Below are 19,411 nucleotides of genomic sequence, written 5' to 3'. Positions count from 1 at the left end.
CGGCGTCTTGCGCCCCGTCGATTGCCGGGAGCAACTTCTGGAGCCATGGACACTCCACGCATGGGCGTACCCGAGCGGCTCGCCGAGAACATGAGCATGGCCGAGCAGCACGAGTACCTGCGCGCCAAGTTCTCGCGGCGCAACATGATCAGAGGCGGCGCCGTGACCCTCGGCGCCGTCGCCGGCGGCGCCTTCGTGCCCGCCGCCGTCGCACAGGCGGCGGTCCCGACACAGCGGACCTCCGCCCCCGCCGCGACGGAGAAGGTGGACGGCGCGCTCGTCGCCCCCTTCGGCCGTCACCTCGCCTTCGGCAACGACCCGCGCACCGAGATGACCGTCTCCTGGCAGGTGCCGACCGCGGTCAGCCGGCCCTACATCCGCATCGGAGCCCACCCCTGGGACCTCTCCCGCAAGATCGACGCCGAGGTCCGCACCCTCTACACCCCGGCCGGCGTCGGCGCGAGCGGCGACCACACCCAGTACTACCTGCACGCCAAGCTCACCCACCTGCGCCCCGGGAAGACCTACTACTACGGCGTGGGCCACGCGGGCTTCGACCCCGCCGCGCCCCACCTCCTCGGCACGCTCGGCACCTTCACCACCCCGCCCGACCGCGCCGAGCCCTTCACCTTCACCGCCTTCGGCGACGAGGGCGTCGGCTACCACGGCCTCGCCAACGACGCCCTGCTCCTCGCCCAGAACCCGTCCTTCCACCTGCACGCGGGCGACATCGCGTACGCGGACCCGTCCGGCGCGGGCAAGAAGGAGGACACCGGCTTCGACTCGCGCATCTGGGACCAGTTCCTCGCCCAGACCGAGACGGTCGCCAAGCAGGTCCCCTGGATGCCGGCCTACGGCAACCACGACATGGAGGCCTGGTACTCGCCCAACGGGTACGGCGGCGAGGAGGCCCGCTGGACGCTGCCCGACAACGGCCCCGACAAGGCCAACCTGCCCGGCGTCTACTCCTTCGTCCACGGCAACACGGCGATCATCTCGCTGGACGCCAACGACATCTCCTTCGAGATCCCGGCCAACCTCGGCATCTCCGGCGGCACCCAGACGAAGTGGCTGGAGACCCAGCTCAAGAAGTACCGGGCCGCGCGGGACATCGACTTCATCGTGATCTTCTTCCACCACTGCGCGTACTGCACCTCCACGGCGCACGCCTCGGAGGGGGGCGTGCGCCAGGAGTGGGTGCCGCTGTTCGAGAAGTACACCGTCGACCTGGTGATCAACGGCCACAACCACCAGTACGAGCGCACCGACGTCATCAAGAACAACGCGGTCACCAAGAAGCTGCCGATCGGCGGCACGGCCTACCCGGAGACCGACGGCGTCGTCTACGTCACGGCGGGCGCGGCCGGCCGCAGCCTCTACGCGTTCACCGCCCCGGAGTCCTACGAGGGCAAGGAGAACGAGGTCGAGTCCGTCGCCTCCTTCGTCAACCTGAAGGACGGCAAGCAGAACGAGACGGTCACCTGGTCGCGCGTGCGCTACCTCAACTACTCGTTCCTGCGCGTCGACGTCACGCCCGCCTCCCGCGGCCGCCTGGCCACGCTGAAGGTCCGCGGCATCGCCGAGACCGGCGCCGAGGTCGACCACTTCACGGTCGCCCGCCGCGCCAAGTAGGCACCCACCCGCGCCCCGGCCACGGGGGTATCGCCGGCGATCCCGCGAGCGGGGCGGTCCTCGATCCGTCTGTCGTCACAGGCGTTTGAGGACCGCCTGCTTGGCCAGTGTGAACTCCTCGTCGGTCAGGACGCCCTCCCGGTGCAGCTCGCCCAGTTCCCGGAGCCTGCGCAGCAGGGCGTCGTGATCGGCCTCGGACGCGGGTGCGGGGATCGCCGCCCGGCCCGCCTCCGCGGCCGGCAGGGCGGCCTCCTCGGGCACGGACACCGCCGGATGCGGCAGCCGGGCCTGCACCGCGGCGGCGATCAGCGCCATCAGCGGATCCTTCTTGAAGCCCCACAGCTCCACGGAGTTGGGGTCGTACTTCGGCGGCGCCTTCGTCTCCGCGCCCCGCACGGTGAAGCGCAGACAGCCGTTCTCCAGGCCCACCGCCGGGTGCCACTCGACGGCCGTGATGTCGCCGAGGGCGAGCGTGCGCGCGCCGGCCGCCGACTTCGCCTCCTCCGTCTTCCAGTTCCAGTCCAGCCGTACGGAATCGCCGTCGAAGGTCGCCGTGCCGTCACCGGCGGAGGCGGACAGCGGGACCGCCGGGCCGGGCAGCAGATAGCCGTCGACCGGCCCCGCGGGCACCTCGTCGAGCAGCAGCGCGTTCCGTACCTCGTCCACGAAGTACTCGGCCACGCCGAACCGGTCCGCCTCGACCGTCAGTTGGTAGGGGTCGTTCGGCTCGCCGAGCTTGCCGCCGGTCGCCTGGAGCAGCGGGTCCGCGCCGTCGCGCAGCCGCAGCCTCAGCCGCCCCGCCTTCTTGCCCTGCTCCAGCGAGACACCCGCCAACGCCCCCAGGGGAACGGTCAGTTCACCCAGCTCCTTGCGCAGCAGGCCGACGTTCCTGTCCCGTCCCGGGGTCAGTCGCAGCGCGTCGCCGTCGAAGACCCAGGTGCCGTCCCGCTGGATGATTTCCGCCATGAAGGGGATTGTTCCACCGCGACTGCGGGAGAGTGGTCTCGACCAATTCGACGGCACGGTGAGCGGCCCACCCCCGAGGCCGGTCGGAGCCCGTGCCGGGCATCGATGGGAGCGCATGTGAGACAGCACCACAGAACGCCCCGCCTTCTCGGAACGCTGCTGCTCGTGGCCGCGGCCGGCCTCTCCCTCACCGGAGCCGCCCCGACCGTGGCGCCCACCCCCTCCACCCCCACCCCGCTGGGCCGGGTCGTCCCCGCCCCCGCCTCCGTCGACCCGGGCGGAGCCCCGTACCGCGTCACCCCGGACGCCCGCATCCGCGTCGACGACTCCCGCGCCGTCCGCGCGGTCGGCGCGTACCTCGCGGACGTCCTGCGGCCCTCCACCGGCTACCGGCTGCCCGTCACCGCGCACGGCGAGGGGGCGATCCGGCTGCGGCTCGGCGGCAAGGGCCTCGGCGAGGAGGGCTACCGCCTCGTCAGCGGCAGGTCGGGCGTCACCATCACGGCCGGCCGCCCCGCCGGCCTCTTCCACGGCGTCCAGACCCTGCGCCAGCTGCTCCCCGCCGCCGTCGAGAAGAACTCCGTCCAGTCCGGACCCTGGCTGATCGCCGGCGGCACCGTCACGGACACTCCGCGCTACGGCTACCGCGGCGCCATGCTCGACGTCTCCCGGCACTTCTTCACCGTCGCCCAGGTCGAGCGCTACATCGACGAACTGGCCCTCTACAAGGTCAACACCCTGCATCTGCACCTCAGCGACGACCAGGGCTGGCGCATCGCCCTCGACTCCTGGCCGCGCCTCGCCACCTACGGCGGCTCCACCCAGGTCGACGGCGGACCGGGCGGCCACTACACCAAGGCCGACTACCGCGAGATCGTCCGCTACGCCGCCTCCCGCTACATGGAGGTCGTCCCGGAGATCGACATGCCGGGGCACACCAACGCGGCCCTCGCCTCGTACGCGCGGCTGAACTGCGACGGTGTCGCGCCACCGCTCTACACCGGCACCGAGGTCGGCTTCAGCTCGCTGTGCGTGACCAAGCCGGTGACGTACGACTTCGTGGACGACGTCCTCCGCGAGCTGGCCGCGCTCACCCCGGGCCGGTACCTCCACATCGGCGGCGACGAGGCCCACTCCACCAGCCACGCCGACTACGTGACCTTCATGGACAAGGTGCAGCCCCTCGTCGCCAAGTACGGCAAGAAGGTGATCGGCTGGCACCAGCTGACCGGAGCCACTCCGGCGAAGGGCGCCATCGCGCAGTACTGGGGGCTCGACGACACCGACGCCGCCGAGAAGGCACAGGTCGCCCGGGCCGCGCAGAACGGCACCGGCATCGTCCTGTCGCCCGCCGACCGGCTGTACCTCGACATGAAGTACACCGCCGACACCCCGCTCGGCCAGGACTGGGCCGGACTCGTCGAGGTGCGCAGGGCGTACGACTGGGATCCGGGCAGCTACCTCGCCGGTGTGCCGGCCTCGGCCGTCAGGGGCGTCGAGGCGCCGCTGTGGACGGAAACGCTCGCGACCTCCGCCGACATCGACGTCATGGCCTTCCCGAGGCTGCCAGGCGCCGCCGAACTCGGCTGGTCGCCCGCGTCGACGCACGACTGGGACACCTACAAGGTGCGCCTGGCCGCGCAGGCCCCGCGCTGGGACGCACTGGGGATCGGCTACTACCGCTCGCCCCAGGTCCCCTGGCCCGCGAGCTAGCCCCACCCGGGCCGACGTGCCGACGGGCGCCCCGGAGGACCGTCTCCGGGGCGCCCGCCCGTGTGTGGGGCTCGCGGGAGCCCGGTACTCAGAACCCGGCGATCGGGTTCTTCAGCGTGCCGACCAGCTGGAGCGCGCCCGACGGGTCGGCCAGGTCCACCATCTGCCGGTTGTCGCGCAGCTGGAGTCGGTTGAGGCAGGACAGCGCGAACTCCGGGGCGAACATGTCGTACTGCCGGAACTTGTCCTCGAGTTCGGGATTCTCCTCCTGGTAGGAGCGCACCGACTCGGCGACCGTGCGCCAGAAGTCCTGCTCGCCGAGGATTCCCTCGGCCGCCAACTGTGCCGCCAGGAAACGGAAGTAGCAGTCGAAGACGTCCGTGAAGACCGACAGCAGCTTCTGGTCCTCGGGGACCTCGACCCGGATCCGCTCCACCGCAGGCGGCAGCACCGCCTGCGGGTCGAGGACCGCGATCTCCTCGGCGATGTCCTTGTAGACCGCCCGCCGCACCGCCCCGTCCTTCAGGACGAGGATGACGTTCTCGCCGTGCGGCATGTAGACGAGGTCGTACGCGTAGAAGCTGTGCAGCAGCGGGGTGAGGTAGGCGCGCAGGTAGTCGCGCAGCCACTCCACCGGTGTCTGCCCCGACCGCTCGATCAGCGCGCCCGCGAAGGACGCGCCCTCGTGGTCCACGTGCACGAGGGACGCCATCGTGGCGAGGCTCTCGCCCTCCTGGAGCGAGGACACCGGGCTCTCGCGCCACAGCGCGGCCAGCATCTTGCGGTACGGGGAGTACCGGTCGGTGGCGGCCTCGTACTCCAGGTGCCGGTAGCCGACGGCGGCCCGCTCGCGGATGATCGACAGGCCCGTCGACTTCAGCACCGGGTCGTTCTCGATCAGCTGCGCCAGCCAGTCGTTGATGGCCGGGGTCGCCTCCATGTACGCGGCGGACAGACCACGCATGAAGCCCATGTTGAGGACGCTCAGCGCCGTCTTCACATAGTGCTTCTCGGGGTTCGTCGTGTTGAAGAACGTCCGGATCGACTGCTGCGCGAGGTACTCGTCGTCGCCCTCGCCGAGGCACACCAGGTGGCGCTGGGCGACCTCGGCGGCGAAGGTCACGGAGAGCTTGTTCCACCACTGCCAGGGGTGCACGGGGATGAGCAGGTAGTCCTCCGGGTCCAGCCCCTGCGCGGACAGCGTGCCGGCGAACCGCTCGACGGTCTCCGCGCCCAGCTCGTCCCGCACGAACGACTCGTACGCGATGCCGACCCCGGCCGTGAACGCGGCCCGCGAGCGGTGCGCGGCCAGCCACACCAGCCGGACCGGGCTCGCGGTCTCGGGGGCGTACGCGAGGTACTCGTGCACCCCGAAGCCGAGCCGCCCGTTGTTGGCGACGAAGCAGGGGTGGCCCTCGGTCATGCCGGTCTCGATGGCCTGGAAGCCGGCGCCGGCCAGCTCGCGGACCGGGACCTGCGGCTTGGTCAGTTTGAAGCAGGTACCCGAGAGCGTGGAGGAGATCTCCTCCAGGTAGACCGGCAGGACCTCGTCGCTCAGCCCCAGCGACTCCTTCAGCTCGATGAGGAAGTCCAGTGCGGCCAGCGGCAGTTCGGCGCCGTCACGGTGCCGGGTGATGGACTCGGCGTCCACCTGCCAGTGGTCGAGGGAGCGGCGCACCGCGGTGTAGCGGTAGCGGGTCTGCCCGTCGTCGCCGCGGACCTCGTAGCGGCCGTCGGGCAGCAGCTCCGGAGTGATCAGCCGCTCGTGGGCGAACTCGGCGAGGGCCTTGCGGACGAGGAGGCGGTTGGCGGTGGCCCAGCGCTCGGGGGAGAGGTGGGCGACGCTGTCGGCGAGGGTCATGCCGCCACCGCCTTCGCGAACTGCTCGCGGGTGCAGAAGCTCAACAGGGCCTTCTTCTCCGGCTTCTGGATCTCCCGCTCGGGCACGAAGCCGACGGCCTCGTTCAGGGCGTGCACCGCCGCGTTGCTCACGTCGGGCTCCACGACGACGCGGCGGGTGGCCGGGTCGGCGAACAGGTCCTCCATCACCGCGGTGATGACGGCGCGGGTGAAGCCGTGCACGGGGGTGTCGCTCGGCGCGACCAGGAAGTGCATACCGACGTCGCCGGGTTCGGGCTCGTACAGGCCGACGAGCTCGATGTACCGGGGGTCGTAGCGCTCCATCAGGAAGACGGGCTCGCCGTCCAGCAGACCGAGGTACGCGTGGTGGTGCTCACTGGCCGCGATGGCCATGTACTCGCGCTCCACGTCGTGCAGTTTCGCCTCCTGCATCATCCAGAAGGCGGCCTTGGGATGCGTCACCCAGCGGTGCAGCAGCGGGGCGTCCTCGACGGGGTCGAGGGGGCGGATGTGGAACGTGCCGATGGCGGTGGGGGTGGTCATACGGAGAACTCCTGGAACGCGATGGTCTTCTCGACCGGGTAGTACTCGGTGCCGAGCAGCTCGCGGATGATGTACGCGTTGCGGTACGCGCCCATGCCGAGGTCCGGCGAGGTGATCGAGTGCGTGTGGACACCCGCGTTCTGCAGGAAGATCCCGCGTCCCGTGGTGTCGATGGCGTAGTTGCGGGCCACGTCGAAGTTGCCCTGGGCGTCGTAGCACAGCCGGTCGCGGACCGGGGCGAGGAACGCGGGCTCGGTGTACCGGTAGCCCGTGGCGAGGATCAGGCCCTCGGAGTGCAGCTCGTAGTCCTTGACCTGCTCCTGCTGCCGCAGGCCCAGCGTGTACACGCCGTTCTCGTGGCGCACCGACTCCAGGGCGGAGTTGGTGAGGAGCCGCGCGGGGACCGGGCCGCCGAGGTTCTTCTGGTAGAGCAGGTCGAAGATCTCGTTGATCAGGTCGCCGTCGATGCCCTTGAACAGGCCCTTCTGCTCGGCCTGGAGGCGGTAGCGGGTCGGCTCGGGCAGCGCGTGGAAGTAGTCGATGTACTCCGGAGAGGTCATCTCCAGGGTGAGCTTGGTGTATTCGAGCGGGAAGAAGCGCGGCGAGCGGGTCACCCAGTTCAGCCGGTAGCCGTGGACGTCGATCTCGCTCAGCAGGTCGAGGAAGATCTCCGCGGCGGACTGGCCGCTGCCGACCAGAGTGATCGACTCCTTGGCCTGCAGCTCCTGCTTGTTCTGCAGGTAGCGGGAGTTGTGGATGAAGTCGCCGCCGAGACCCGCGCAGGCCTCCGGGACATAGGGCTGGGTGCCGGTGCCGAGGACCAGGTGCCGGGCGCGGTAGGTCTCGCCGGCCTCCGTCCGCACGACGTACACCTCGTCCTCGTACGTCACCTCCGCGACCGTGGTGGAGAAGCGGACGCTGCTCAGCTTGTTCGCCGCCCAGCGGCAGTAGTCGTCGTACTCGACGCGCAGCGGGTAGAAGTTCTCGCGGATGTAGAACGAGTAGAGACGGCCCGATTCCTTCAGATAGCTGAGGAAGGAGTACGGGGACGTCGGGTCGGCGAGGGTGACCAGGTCCGACATGAACGGGGTCTGGAGGTGCGCGCCCTCCAGGAACATCCCGGAGTGCCACTCGAAGTTCGGCTTCGACTCCAGGAAGACGCCGTCGAGTTCGGCGATCGGTTCGGTCAGGCAGGCGAGGCCGAGGTTGAAGGGCCCGAGCCCGATCCCCACGAAGTCGTAGGTCTTGTCCGTGGTGTCAGCAAGCGCGGTCAAGGGAGTCTCCCAGGTGCTGCTCGGCGTGGCCGGCGATCAGGTCGAGGACGGCGGCGATGTCGTCCACCGTGGTCTCGGGGTTGAGCAACGTGAACTTCAGGTAGTGGCGTCCGCCGACCTTGGTGCCCGCGACGACGGCGTCACCGGAGGCGAACAGGGCCTTGCGGGCGTACAGGTTGGCGCGGTCGATCTCGGCCGGGTCGGTGACGCCGGACGGGACGACGCGGAAGACGAGGGTGGAGAGCGAGGGCTCGACCACGACGTCGAAGCGCGGGTCCGCGGCGAGAAGTTCCCAGCCCTGTGCCGCCAGGTCGCAGACCTCGTCGAAGAGTTCGCCGATGCCGTCGGCGCCCATCACCCGCAGCGTCATCCACAGCTTCAGGGCGTCGAAGCGGCGGGTGGTCTGGAGGGACTTGTCGACCTGGTTGGGGATGCGCTCCTCGACCATGCGGCGCGGGTTGAGGTACTCCGCGTGGTAGGTCGCGTGCCGCAGCGTGGCCACGTCGCGGACCAGCAGGGCGGAGGAACTCACCGGCTGGAAGAAGGACTTGTGGTAGTCGACGGTGACGGAGTCGGCGCGCTCGATGCCGTCGATACGGCCGCGGTTCTTCAGCGAGGCGAGCAGGCCGCAGCCGTAGGCCGCGTCCACGTGCATCCAGGCGCCGAACTGCGAGCAGAGTTCGGCGACTTCGGGCAGCGGGTCGATGGAGCCGAAGTCGGTGGTGCCGGCGGTCGCGACGACGGCCATGGGGACGAGGCCGGCCTCCTTGCAGCGCTCCAGCTCGCGGGCGAGGGCGAGGGTCTGCATCCGCTTGTCGTGGTCGACGGGGATCGAGACGACGGCGTCCGGGCCGAGGCCCAGGAGTTTGGCGGACTTCCTGACGCTGAAGTGGCTCACCTCGGAGGCGAAGATGCGCAGGTCGGCGAGGTCGTCCGACTTGGCCTCCTCGCGGGCCAGGAGCAGCGCCTGGAGGTTGGACTGGCTGCCGCCGCTGGTGAACACGCCGTCGGCGGACGGTCCGAAGCCGATGCGCTCGTTCGTCCAGTCGATGAGCTTGCGCTCGATGAGGGTGCCGCCGGCCGACTGGTCCCAGGTGTCCAGGGAGGAGTTGACGGCGGAGAGCACGGCCTCGCCGAGCACGGCGGGTATGACGACCGGGCAGTTGAGGTGGGCGAGGTAGCGGGGGTGGTGGAAGTAGACCGCGTCCCGCAGGTAGACCTCCTCCAGTTCGTCGAGGACGGCCGTCGTGTCGTGGAGCGGCTTGTCGAGGTCGATCCCCTGGATGCGGGGAGTGAGATCGTCGACCGAGACACCCGTGAACGGGCGGGTGGTGGTGGCGAGTTTGGCCGCCACCCGCTCGACGCCTTCGGTCACGGAGCGGCGATACCGCTCCGCGGTGGTGTCGTTGAGCAGGTGCGAGCGCATGTGGGGGTCCTCCGTGCGGGGGAGAGTCCGAGCGGGACAGGAGAAAGGGCGGGTCGCGACGTTCGACTTAGGTTAGCCTAACCTAAATCGATCACGCGTCCCGCCCGGTCCCGCTCCCGCCGTGCGTGACGTACGCCTCGCCCGGATCGCCGAAGAGAGGTGTACGTCCGGCAACCAACTACTCGCCGCTGTCCCGCAGTTGTTCCTCCGTCAGTCCCTGTCGCCAGTAGCCGACGAAGGTGACCCGGCGGCGGTCGACGCCGCGCTCACGCACGAGATGTCTGCGCAGTTCCTTCACGCGGCCGGACTCTCCCGCGATCCAGGCGTACGGTGCCTCGGCGGCCGGGAGCCGGGCGGTCCGCACCGCGTCGAGGCCCATGGAGCAGTCCGCGCCGGGGTGTTCGTCCCGCACGAGCCAGGTGATCTCGACGTCGGCGGCCGTCACCGGCTCCTGGATGTCACCGACGTGCTGGACCTCCAGCCAGGCCCGGACACGCAGGCCGGCCGGGAGCGACTCGAGGATGGCGCAGGCGGCGGGGAGGGCCGTCTCGTCGCCCCACAGGACCACGAGGTCGGTGTCGGCCGGCGGCCGGAAGCGGATGGCCCGGTTGTCCGCGAGGGCGGGGCCGAGCAGGGCGACCCGGTCGCCGGGCCGCGCGCCGGACGCCCAGCGCGAGGCGGGCCCGGCGGGGACGTCGGCACCCGGCTCCGTGCCGTGCAGCACGAAGTCGATGTCGATCTCGGTGGGCCCGCCGGGTCCGCGGCGCAGCGAGCGCAGGGTGTACGAGCGCATCACGGCCCGTACGTCGTCGGGGAGTTCACGCCAGCCCTGCCACCAGCCCTCGCCGAGCTCGACCGGCACGGCCGGCTCGCTCTGGCCGGGGTGCGGCAGGAAGAGGGACAGGGACTGGTCGCGTCCGTCGGAGTGGAACGCCTCCAGGTCGGACCCGCCGAAGGTCACCCGGACCAGAGACGGACCGAGCCGCCTCGTCCGTACGACCCGGAGGGCGAAGAAACGGAACGGGGCGGCTACGGCCGTCGTCATGCGTGCTCCTGAGGGATCGTCAGGGGGTCACCGTCAGCGGGTCACGCCGGGTGTCAGGCGACCTTCTTGGCGTTCTCGATGGCCTCGGCGAGCTTGTCGAGGATCGGGGTGCACTTGTCGTACGACAGGATCGGCTCGGGCGTGCGCGCGATGACCTGGCCGGCCTTGACGGCGGGCAGCTTCTTCCAGGTGGCCTCGGTGATGTCGGCCGGCTGGATGGTCGAGGTGCGGTCGTCCATGATGATGATGTCGGCCGGGTACTTGTCGACGTTCTCCCAGCTCAGGTTCTCGAACCAGCCGCCGCTGGCCTTCAGGGCCTTGGCGGAGGGCTCGACGATGTTCACGCCGAGGGCCTTGAAGTACTCCAGGTCGATGGAGAGGTTGGAGCCGGAGACGTAGAAGATGTCCTGGCTCGCGCTGCCCGCGAGGACCTTGATCTCCGGGCGGGCCTTGGCGGCCTTGCGCAGCCGCTCGGCGGCCGTCTCGAACTTCTTCTTCGCCTCGACGATCTTCGCGGACTTCACGTCGGCGCCGAGCGACTCGGCCAGGGCGAGCATCCGCTGGAGCGGCTGCGGCATCTGCACGTCGAAGACGGAGACACCGACGCTCGGGGCCAGCTTGAGGATCTTGTCCTTGGACTCCTCGGGGACGTACCAGAGGGTGCCCGCGCTGTCGAACATCGTCGAGATCAGTACGTCGGGCGCCAGGCCCGCGTACTTCTCGATGTTGAACTGGCCCCACTCGTTGCCGAGGACGGTCACCTTGCTGATGTCCATGTCGCCGGCCTGGACGTCGGCCTTGCCGTCCTTGGTCTTCGTCGGGCCGAACACGCCCTTGACCTCGACGCCGTAGTCGAACAGGGCGGCGGCGACACCGGTGAAGGCGACGATGTTCGCCGGGATCTTGTCCAGCTTCACCGTCGTGCCGCGGTCGTCCTTGAACGTCCACGGGCCGGACTTGGCGGCGGCCTTCGTCGCGTCCGAGCCACCGTTTTTCGAGGCGTCGTCGTCGCAGGCGGCGAGGACGGCACCGAGGCCGAGGGCGCCGCCCGCGGCGAGGATGCCGCGACGGGAGAGGTGGGTGGCACGGGCGTTGGGCATGAGTGTGACTGCTTTCGGCACGGGGCGGGGACGCCCGCCGGACAAGTTCGAAGGTAGGTTAGCCTAACCTCATCACCTGTCCAGCGGGTGGGGTGCGTCGCGACCGGACGTACCGGGCGGAACGCCATCGACCGCCCGCGCAGCGGCGCCGCCCGCGGCCCCTCGCCGAGGCCGGCGGGGGATCAGCCCGTGAGCCCCAACTCCCGGGCGATCAGCATGCGCTGGACCTCGCTGGTGCCCTCGCCGATCTCCAGGATCTTGGAGTCGCGCCACATACGGGCCACCGGGTACTCGTTCATGAAGCCGTAGCCGCCGTGGACCTGGGTGGCGTCCCGGGCGTTGTCGACCGCGATCGTGGAGGAGTACAGCTTGGCGATCGCCGCCTCCTTCTTGAACGGCTCGCCCGCCACGAGACGCGATGCGGCGTCGCGCCAGCCGACCCGGGCCATGTGGGCCTTCATCTCCATGTCCGCGATCTTGAACTGGATCGCCTGGTTGGCGCCGATCGGACGCCCGAACGCGTGCCGCTCCTTGGCGTACCGCACCGACTCGTCCACGCAGCCCTGCGCGAGCCCGGTGGCGAGCGCGGCGATGGCGATGCGGCCCTCGTCCAGGATGCGCAGGAACTGGGCGTAGCCGCGGCCCTCCTCGCCGAGCAGGTTCGCCGCGGGGACGCGCACGTCGGCGAAGGACAGCTCGCGGGTGTCGGAGGCGTTCCAGCCGACCTTCGAGTACGGGGCCGCGACCGTGAAGCCCGGGGTGCCCGAGGGGACGATGATCGCGGAGATCCGCGGCTTTCCGTCGGGCTTGCGGCCGGTGACCGCGGTGACCGTCACCAGGCCGGTGATGTCCGTACCGGAGTTGGTGATGAAGCACTTGCTGCCGTTGATGACCCACTCGTCGGTGTCGGGGTCGAGCCGCGCCGTCGTACGGGTCGCGCCCGCGTCCGAGCCGCCGTCCGGCTCGGTCAGGCCGAACGCGCCGAGGATCTCGCCGGAGCAGAGCCGGGGCAGCCACTCGGCCTTCTGGGCGTCCGTGCCGAAGAGGTGGATCGGCATGGCGCCCAGCGAGACGCCCGCCTCGAGCGTGATGGCCACGGACGAGTCGACCCGGGCCAGCTCCTCCAGGGCGACGCCGAGGGCGAGGTAGTCGCCGCCCATGCCGCCGTACTCCTCCGGGAACGGCAGCCCGAACAGGCCCATGCGGCCCATCTCGCGCACGATCTCGTACGGGAACTCGTGCCGCTCGTAGAGGTCGCCGATCTTCGGGGCGACGACGTCGTGCGCGAACTCCTCCACCGTGCGGCGGAGTTCCTCGAGTTCGGGGGAGAGACGGTGGTCCAGCGACATGGGGATCACTCCTGGTGGGACTGAGTCGTGTTACCGAGCGCTTTGACGGTGCGGGACGGGCTGGGTCGGCCCAGTTGTCCGGCCATCCACACGCTGGTGGCGGTGAGGCGGCCGAGGTCGACCCCGGTGTCGACACCGAGGCCCTGGAGCATCCACACGAGGTCCTCGGTGGCGAGGTTGCCGGTCGCGGACTTCGCGTACGGGCAGCCGCCGAGGCCGCCCGCGGAGGCGTCGACGGTGCTGACGCCGTGCTGGAGGGCGGCCAGGGTGTTGGAGAGCGCCTGGCCGTAGGTGTCGTGGAAGTGCACGCCGATCGCGCTGGTCGGCACGCCCGCCGCGTTCAACTCGGCGAGCAGGGACTGCACATGGCCGGGGGTGGCCACGCCGATCGTGTCGCCGAGGCTCAGTTCGTCGGCGCCCATGTCCATGAGCGCCTTGCAGACCCGGACGACCTGGTGGACGGGGACCGGGCCCTCCCACGGGTCACCGAAGCACATCGACACATAGGCGCGGACCGTCAGTTGCGCGTCCTTCGCGCGGCGCACCACCGGCTCGAACATGGCGAGCGCCTCGTCGAGCGTGCGGTTGAGATTGGCCTTGGCGAAGGACTCCGTCGCACTGGCGAAGACGGCCACGTGCCGGGCGCCGAGCGCGAGCGCCCGGTCCAGTCCGCGTTCGTTCGGCACGAGGACGGGGAGCGCCACCGGCAGGCCGGACACCTGCGGGAACAGCTGCTCGGCGTCCGCCAGTTGGGGAACCCATCTGGGGTGTACGAAGCTGGTCGCCTCGATGGTGGTCAGTCCCGCGCCGGCGAGGCGGCGGATGAACTCCGCCTTGACCTCGGTCGGCACGGTCGCCTTCTCGTTCTGCAGACCGTCGCGCGCGCCGACCTCGTAGATCCGCACCCGGGCGGGCAGGTCCTCGGCCGGTACGGCCATCGGCAGGCCCAGTTCGGACGTGCTCATGCTGTCTCCGCCTCCTCGGCCGGGGTGACGACCGCGAGGACCTGGTCCATCGCGACGGTGGTGCCCGGCGTGACGTCCAGCTCGCTGACCGTGCCGGCGTGCGGCGCGGAGATGACGTGCTCCATCTTCATCGCCTCGACCACCAGCAGGCTCTGCCCGGCGGTCACCTCGTCGCCGACGGCGACCTTCACGACGGTCACCGTGCCCGGCATCGGGGCGGTCAGCGAGTCGGCCCCCGCGTGCGCGGCGCCGGTCAGCGACGCGGCCACCGGGTCGTGGTCGCGGACGTGCCAGGCGTCGCCGTCGCGGCCGATCCAGTCGGCGGCGCGGTGGAAGGTGTGGCGCACGCCGTCGAGGGTCACCGCGACCTGTCCATCACCGACCGTGTGGGCGCCGCGCGGGGTGTACTCGACGGGGTCGAGGACCCGCAACGAGAAGGTGGTCGGCTTCGGTGTGCCGCCCAGTCGCCAGCCGCTGGGCACGGAGAACGGGTCGGTCCAGCCGTCGCCCGCCGGGCTCAGCTCGGCGAGCCGCACGGCCGCGGCGGCCTCGTACACCTCCTCCGGCACCCCGTCCGGGACCAGGCCGGCCGCCTCGCGCTCGACCAGTCCGGTGTCCAGCCGGCCGGCCACCACGTCCGGGTGGGCCAGCAGGCGGCGCAGGAAACCCGCGTTGGTCTGGACGCCGAGGGTGACCGTGTCGGCGAGGGCGGCCCGCAGCCGGCGCAGCGCCGTCGGCCGGTCGGGCCCGTACGCGATGACCTTGGAGAGCATCGGGTCGTAGAGGCTGCCGACCTCGGTGCCCTCCGAGAGGCCCGAGTCGGTGCGCACCCCGTCGCCCTGGGGCTCGCGCAGGGCGAGCACCGTGCCGCCGGAGGGGAGGAAACCGCGCGCGGGGTCCTCGGCGCAGATCCGGGCCTCCACGGCGTGCCCGGTGAGGGTGATGTCGTCCTGCTCGTAGGGGAGCCGCTCCCCGGCGGCGACCCGCAGCTGCCACTCGACGAGGTCGAGGCCGGTGACCAGCTCGGTGACCGGGTGCTCCACCTGGAGACGGGTGTTCATCTCCATGAAGTAGTACGACGACGCGTCGCCGCCGGGGACGATGAACTCGACCGTGCCCGCCCCGCGGTAGCCGCAGGAGCGGGCCGCCTGGACGGCCGCCTCGCCCATCGCGGCCCGGGTGGCGGGGTCGAGGAACACGCTGGGCGCCTCCTCGATGATCTTCTGGTGGCGGCGTTGGAGCGAGCACTCGCGCTCGCCCAGGTGCACCACATGGCCGTGTCCGTCCGCGAGGACCTGGATCTCGATGTGCCGGGGGCGGTCGACCCAGCGCTCGACGAGGAGGGTGTCGTCGCCGAAGGAGGCGCGCGCCTCGCGGCGGGCGGCGGCGATCTCGTCGGCGAGGACGGTGGCGTCGCGGACCAGGCGCATGCCCTTGCCGCCGCCGCCCGCGCTCGGCTTCAGGAGCACCGGCACGCCGATCTCGCGGGCGGCCTCGATCAGTTCGTCGTCCGTCAGACCGCTGCCGGAGGAGCCGGGGACGACCGGGACCCCGGCCTTCTTCACCGTCTCCTTGGCGCGGATCTTGTCGCCCATCAGGGAGATCGCCTCGGGGGAGGGCCCGATGAACACGAGTCCGGCGTCCGCGCAGGCCTGCGCGAAGGCGGCGTTCTCGGCGAGGAACCCGTATCCCGGGTGGACGGCCTGGGCGCCGGTCCTGGCCGCCGCCTCCAGCAGCCGCTCCACCGACAGATAGCTCTCGGACGCGGGCGCGGGCCCGATCCGAACGGCCGTGTCGGCCTCCCGGACGTGCCGCGCGTCGGCGTCGGCGTCCGAGAAGACGGCCACCGAGCGCACGCCGAGCGCGCGCAGCGTGCGGATGACGCGTACGGCGATCTCTCCCCGGTTGGCCACAAGCACCGTGTCGAACATGGGTCCCCTCACATCCGGAAGACGCCGAACTGGGGTTCACCCAGGGGCGCGTTGGCACAGGCGGTCAGGGCGAGTCCGAGGACCTGCCGGGTCTCCATCGGGTCGATCACGCCGTCGTCCCAGAGACGGGCCGTCGCGTAGTAGGCGTTCCCCTGCTCTTCGTACTGCCGGCGGATCGGCGCCTTGAAATCCTCCTCGTCGGAGGCCGGCCAGGACTCGCCGCGTCCCTCCAACTGGTCGCGCTTGACCGTCGCGAGGACCGAGGCGGCCTGCTCGCCGCCCATCACGGAGATCTTCGCGCCGGGCCACATCCACAGGAAGCGCGGCGAGTACGCCCGGCCGCACATCGAGTAGTTGCCCGCTCCGTACGACCCGCCGATCACGACGGTCAGCTTCGGCACGCGGGTGCAGGCGACGGCCGTGACCATCTTGGCGCCGTGCTTGGCGATGCCACCGGCCTCGTACTGACGGCCGACCATGAAGCCCGAGATGTTCTGGAGGAAGACCAGCGGGATGCCGCGCTGGTCGCACAGCTCGATGAAGTGGGCGCCCTTCTGGGCCGACTCGGAGAAGAGGATGCCGTTGTTCGCGACGATGCCGACCGGGTGGCCGTGGATCCGGGCGAACCCGGTGACCAGGGTCTGCCCGAACTCGGCCTTGAACTCGGCGAAGCGGGACCCGTCCACCACGCGCGCGATGACCTCGCGCACGTCGTAGGGGGTGCGGGAGTCGACCGGCACCGCGCCGTACAGCCCGAACGGGTCCACCTTGGGCTCGACCGACGGTTCCACGGACCAGGGCAGCTCCCCGCGCGCGGGGAGGGTGGCCGCGATGTTCCGGACGATCCGCAGGGCGTGCGCGTCGTCCTCCGCGAGGTGGTCGGTGACGCCCGACACGCGTGCGTGCACCTCGCCGCCGCCGAGCTCCTCGGCCGTGACGACCTCGCCGGTGGCGGCCTTCACCAGGGGCGGGCCGCCGAGGAAGATCGTGCCCTGGCCGCGGACGATCACGGCCTCGTCGCTCATCGCCGGGACGTACGCCCCGCCCGCCGTGCAGGAGCCGAGGACGGCGGCGATCTGCGGGATGCCCGCGCCGGACATCCGCGCCTGGTTGTAGAAGATCCGCCCGAAGTGGTCGCGGTCGGGGAACACCTCGTCCTGCATCGGCAGGAAGGCGCCCCCGGAGTCCACGAGGTAGATGCAGGGCAGGCGGTTCTCCAGCGCGACCTCCTGGGCGCGCAGGTGCTTCTTCACGGTCATCGGGTAGTACGTGCCGCCCTTGACCGTGGCGTCGTTGGCGACGATCACGCACTCGCGGCCGCTGACCCGGCCGATCCCCGCGACGACGCCGGCGGCCGGGGCCTGTCCGTCGTACATCCCGTCGGCGGCGAGTGGCGCCAGCTCCAGGAACGGCGAGCCGGGGTCGAGGAGGGTGTCCACTCGGTCGCGCGGCAGCAGCTTCCCGCGCGCGGTGTGCCGGGCGCGCGCCTTCTCGCCGCCGCCGAGCCGCGCCGCGGCCAGCTTTCGGCGCAGCTCCTCGCCCAGCGCGCGGTGCGCGGCCTCGTTGGCCCGCCAGGCCTCCGACGCGGGATCGGCCGCGCTCGTCAGCTCCGGTGCCTCGTGCATCCTGCGGTCCCCTCACCAGGTGTCGACCAGTTAATGAGCGTTAACGCATTTCCTTCAGGTTAACGACCGCTAACCTCCCTGTCTAGAATCGTTTGCATGGCCACGAGAACCGACGCCCCCACCCGCCGCGAGCAGATCCTCAAGGAGGCGGCCCGGCTCTTCGCCGAGCGCGGCTTCCACGGCGTGGGCGTGGACGAGATAGGGGCGGCGGTCGGCATCAGCGGCCCCGGTCTGTACCGGCACTTCCCGGGCAAGGACGCGATGCTCGCCGAGCTGCTGGTGGGCATCAGCGGCCAGCTCCTCACGGGCGGCAAGCGCCGGGTGGCCGAGGCGGAGGGGGGCGCGGAGGTGCTGCTCGACTCGCTCATCGAGGGGCACATCGACTTCGCGCTCGACGACCGTCCCCTGATCACGCTGCACGACCGTGAACTGGACCGCCTGCGGGACAGCGACCGCAAGCTCGTGCGCCAGCTCCAGCGCCAGTACGTCGAGCTGTGGGTGGAGGTGGTCCGCGAGGTGTACCCGGAGCTGGCCGAGCCCGCCGCCCGGTCGGCCGTGCACTCGGTCTTCGGCCTGCTGAACTCCACCCCGCACCTGGGACGCCCCGGCGCGCTCCCCGGGCGCGCCGTGACGGCGCGGCTGCTGCACCGGATGGCCAGGGGTGCCTTCGGGGCGGCCGCGGTGGCCCCCGGCGCGTGACGAGCGTCTCGGACGGTGGCCCCTGGACGTCTGTCGTGACCGGCGGGTAACGTGGTATCTGAGCAAGCGCTTAGACATGACCCAGGTATTCAGGTGGAGGTGGCGGCGGTGCGCCGTACTGTGTTCAACGAGGACCACGAGGCGTTCCGGGAGACCCTGCGCGCCTTCATCGAGGCCGAGGTCGTCCCGGTCTACGACGAGTGGTTCGCCGCCGGCCAGGCGCCGCGCGACTTCTACCTCAAGCTCGCCGAGCTGGGCGTCTTCGGTATCCGCGTCGACGAGGAGTTCGGCGGCGCCGGCATCGACTCGTACAAGTTCGAAGCCGTGATGTACGAGGAGACCGCGCGCGCCGGTGTCCAGTTCGGCGGCTCGGGCGTGCACGTGCTGCTCGGCCTGCCCTACATCAAGATGCTCGCCACCGACGAGCAGAAGAAGCGCTTCCTGCCGAAGTTCGTCACCGGCGAGGAGATGTGGGCCCTCGCGATGACCGAGCCGGGCACCGGCTCCGACCTCGCGGGCATGAAGACCACCGCCAAGCTCTCCGAGGACGGCACGCACTACGTCCTCAACGGCTCCAAGACCTTCATCACCGGTGGCGTGCACGCCGACCGCGTGATCGTCTGCGCGCGCACCTCCGCGCCCACCGCCGGCGACCGCCGCTTCGGCATCTCGCTGTTCGCCGTGGACACCAAGGCCGAGGGCTACTCCATCGGACGCAAGCTCGACAAGCTCGGCCTGAAGACCTCCGACACCGCCGAGCTGGCGTTCGTCGACGTGAAGGTCCCCGTCGAGGACCTCCTCGGCGAGGAGAACAAGGGCTTCTCCTACCTCGGCCACAACCTCGCCTCCGAGCGCTGGGGCATCGCCTTCGGCGCCTACGCGCAGGCCAAGGCCGCCGTCCGGTTCGCCAAGGAGTACGTCCAGGAGCGCACGGTCTTCGGCAAGCCCGTCGCCTCCTTCCAGAACACCAAGTTCGAGCTGGCCGCCTGCCAGGCCGAGGTGGACGCCGCCGAGGCCGTCGCCGACCGCGCCCTGGAGGCCCTCGACGCCGGTGAGCTGACTCCGGCCGAGGCCGCCAGCGCCAAGCTGTTCTGCACCGAGGTCGCGCACCGCGTCATCGACCGCTGCCTCCAGCTGCACGGCGGGTACGGCTTCATGAACGAGTACCCGATCGCCCGCCTGTACGCGGACAACCGGGTCAACCGCATCTACGGCGGCACCAGCGAGATCATGAAGACGATCATCGCCAAGAACATGGGCCTGTAAGGCCCGCGAAACGACTG

15 protein-coding genes are annotated in these 19,411 nt (G+C 70.7%); 4 read left to right on the top strand and 11 right to left on the bottom strand.

Annotated features, from left to right (window positions below; all coding sequences use genetic code 11):
- The first annotated feature begins 60 nt into the window (after positions 1–60).
- Positions 61–1,632 carry a metallophosphoesterase family protein gene (locus tag AB0C62_RS06040; protein WP_362969983.1) on the top strand — a complete coding sequence of 524 codons (1,572 nt, stop codon included), beginning with the start codon at positions 61–63 and terminating at the stop codon, positions 1,630–1,632.
- Between the two features lie 75 nt (positions 1,633–1,707).
- Here AB0C62_RS06040 and AB0C62_RS06035 read toward each other — a convergent pair whose 3' ends face one another.
- Positions 1,708–2,598, bottom strand: a complete 891-nt coding sequence (locus AB0C62_RS06035; RefSeq protein WP_362969981.1) for a DUF4429 domain-containing protein — start codon at positions 2,596–2,598, stop codon at positions 1,708–1,710.
- A gap of 117 nt (positions 2,599–2,715) precedes the next feature.
- Between AB0C62_RS06035 and AB0C62_RS06030 the strand changes: the two genes are divergently transcribed.
- Complete coding sequence (locus tag AB0C62_RS06030) at positions 2,716–4,311, top strand: beta-N-acetylhexosaminidase (protein ID WP_362969979.1); 1,596 nt, start codon at positions 2,716–2,718, stop codon at positions 4,309–4,311.
- 88 nt (positions 4,312–4,399) lie between these two features.
- On the opposite strand, the gene AB0C62_RS06025 is transcribed toward AB0C62_RS06030, so the two are convergent.
- The 10 genes from AB0C62_RS06025 to AB0C62_RS05980 all read right to left on the bottom strand — a co-directional run bounded on the left by AB0C62_RS06025 (position 4,400) and on the right by AB0C62_RS05980 (position 17,429).
- Positions 4,400–6,172 (bottom strand): IucA/IucC family siderophore biosynthesis protein, encoded by a 1,773-nt coding sequence (locus AB0C62_RS06025; RefSeq protein WP_362969977.1) that lies wholly within the window; start codon positions 6,170–6,172, stop codon positions 4,400–4,402.
- A complete protein-coding gene (locus tag AB0C62_RS06020) occupies positions 6,169–6,714 on the bottom strand; it encodes a GNAT family N-acetyltransferase (RefSeq protein ID WP_362969975.1) in 546 nt (181 codons plus the stop codon). The genes AB0C62_RS06025 and AB0C62_RS06020 overlap by 4 nt, the downstream gene beginning before the upstream one ends.
- Entirely contained in the window at positions 6,711–7,988 is a 1,278-nt protein-coding gene (locus AB0C62_RS06015) for a lysine N(6)-hydroxylase/L-ornithine N(5)-oxygenase family protein (RefSeq protein WP_362969973.1), read from the bottom strand. Before AB0C62_RS06015 ends, AB0C62_RS06020 begins: the two co-directional genes overlap by 4 nt.
- Positions 7,972–9,414: a lysine decarboxylase DesA gene (gene desA, locus AB0C62_RS06010; RefSeq protein WP_362969971.1), complete on the bottom strand. Its 1,443-nt coding sequence runs from the start codon at positions 9,412–9,414 to the stop codon at positions 7,972–7,974. The genes AB0C62_RS06015 and desA overlap by 17 nt, the downstream gene beginning before the upstream one ends.
- 178 nt (positions 9,415–9,592) lie before the next feature.
- A complete protein-coding gene (locus AB0C62_RS06005) occupies positions 9,593–10,459 on the bottom strand; it encodes a siderophore-interacting protein (protein WP_362969969.1) in 867 nt (288 codons plus the stop codon).
- Positions 10,460–10,512: 53 nt separating this feature from the next.
- Positions 10,513–11,559, bottom strand: a complete 1,047-nt coding sequence (locus AB0C62_RS06000) for an ABC transporter substrate-binding protein (RefSeq protein WP_362969967.1) — start codon at positions 11,557–11,559, stop codon at positions 10,513–10,515.
- A gap of 182 nt (positions 11,560–11,741) precedes the next feature.
- Positions 11,742–12,902: an acyl-CoA dehydrogenase family protein gene (locus tag AB0C62_RS05995; protein ID WP_362970186.1), complete on the bottom strand. Its 1,161-nt coding sequence runs from the start codon at positions 12,900–12,902 to the stop codon at positions 11,742–11,744.
- An 11-nt stretch (positions 12,903–12,913) separates the two neighbouring features.
- Positions 12,914–13,873 (bottom strand): hydroxymethylglutaryl-CoA lyase, encoded by a 960-nt coding sequence (locus AB0C62_RS05990; protein WP_362969965.1) that lies wholly within the window; start codon positions 13,871–13,873, stop codon positions 12,914–12,916.
- A complete protein-coding gene (locus AB0C62_RS05985) occupies positions 13,870–15,804 on the bottom strand; it encodes an acetyl-CoA carboxylase biotin carboxylase subunit (RefSeq protein ID WP_362969963.1) in 1,935 nt (644 codons plus the stop codon). Before AB0C62_RS05985 ends, AB0C62_RS05990 begins: the two co-directional genes overlap by 4 nt.
- An 8-nt stretch (positions 15,805–15,812) precedes the next feature.
- Positions 15,813–17,429 carry a carboxyl transferase domain-containing protein gene (locus AB0C62_RS05980; protein WP_362969961.1) on the bottom strand — a complete coding sequence of 539 codons (1,617 nt, stop codon included), beginning with the start codon at positions 17,427–17,429 and terminating at the stop codon, positions 15,813–15,815.
- A 96-nt stretch (positions 17,430–17,525) separates the two neighbouring features.
- Here AB0C62_RS05980 and AB0C62_RS05975 point away from each other — a divergent pair, with 96 nt between their 5' ends.
- On the top strand, positions 17,526–18,128 hold the full coding sequence (locus AB0C62_RS05975) for a TetR/AcrR family transcriptional regulator (protein ID WP_362969959.1): 603 nt from the start codon (positions 17,526–17,528) through the stop codon (positions 18,126–18,128).
- Positions 18,129–18,236: 108 nt separating this feature from the next.
- A complete protein-coding gene (locus AB0C62_RS05970) occupies positions 18,237–19,394 on the top strand; it encodes an acyl-CoA dehydrogenase family protein (RefSeq protein ID WP_362969957.1) in 1,158 nt (385 codons plus the stop codon).
- Positions 19,395–19,411: the final 17 nt, after the last annotated feature.

Origin of the sequence: Streptomyces sp. NPDC048643, assembly GCF_040650615.1 — a bacterium.
Classification (GTDB): Bacteria; Actinomycetota; Actinomycetes; order Streptomycetales; family Streptomycetaceae; genus Streptomyces.
The sequence above is the reverse complement of the archived record's forward strand: the minus strand, read 5'-3'. Positions and strand labels throughout refer to the sequence as shown.

Excerpts from the sequence above, each read along its gene's own strand:
- AB0C62_RS06040 (WP_362969983.1), top strand. The coding sequence starts at position 61 with ATGGGCGTACCCGAGCGGCTCGCCGAGAACATGAGCATGGCCGAGCAG.
- AB0C62_RS06035 (WP_362969981.1), bottom strand. The coding sequence starts at position 2,598 with ATGGCGGAAATCATCCAGCGGGACGGCACCTGGGTCTTCGACGGCGAC.
- AB0C62_RS06025 (WP_362969977.1), bottom strand. The coding sequence starts at position 6,172 with ATGACCCTCGCCGACAGCGTCGCCCACCTCTCCCCCGAGCGCTGGGCC.
- AB0C62_RS06020 (WP_362969975.1), bottom strand. The coding sequence starts at position 6,714 with ATGACCACCCCCACCGCCATCGGCACGTTCCACATCCGCCCCCTCGAC.
- desA (WP_362969971.1), bottom strand. The coding sequence starts at position 9,414 with ATGCGCTCGCACCTGCTCAACGACACCACCGCGGAGCGGTATCGCCGC.
- AB0C62_RS06005 (WP_362969969.1), bottom strand. The coding sequence starts at position 10,459 with ATGACGACGGCCGTAGCCGCCCCGTTCCGTTTCTTCGCCCTCCGGGTC.
- AB0C62_RS06000 (WP_362969967.1), bottom strand. The coding sequence starts at position 11,559 with ATGCCCAACGCCCGTGCCACCCACCTCTCCCGTCGCGGCATCCTCGCC.
- AB0C62_RS05990 (WP_362969965.1), bottom strand. The coding sequence starts at position 13,873 with ATGAGCACGTCCGAACTGGGCCTGCCGATGGCCGTACCGGCCGAGGAC.
- AB0C62_RS05985 (WP_362969963.1), bottom strand. The coding sequence starts at position 15,804 with ATGTTCGACACGGTGCTTGTGGCCAACCGGGGAGAGATCGCCGTACGC.
- AB0C62_RS05980 (WP_362969961.1), bottom strand. The coding sequence starts at position 17,429 with ATGCACGAGGCACCGGAGCTGACGAGCGCGGCCGATCCCGCGTCGGAG.
- AB0C62_RS05975 (WP_362969959.1), top strand. The coding sequence starts at position 17,526 with ATGGCCACGAGAACCGACGCCCCCACCCGCCGCGAGCAGATCCTCAAG.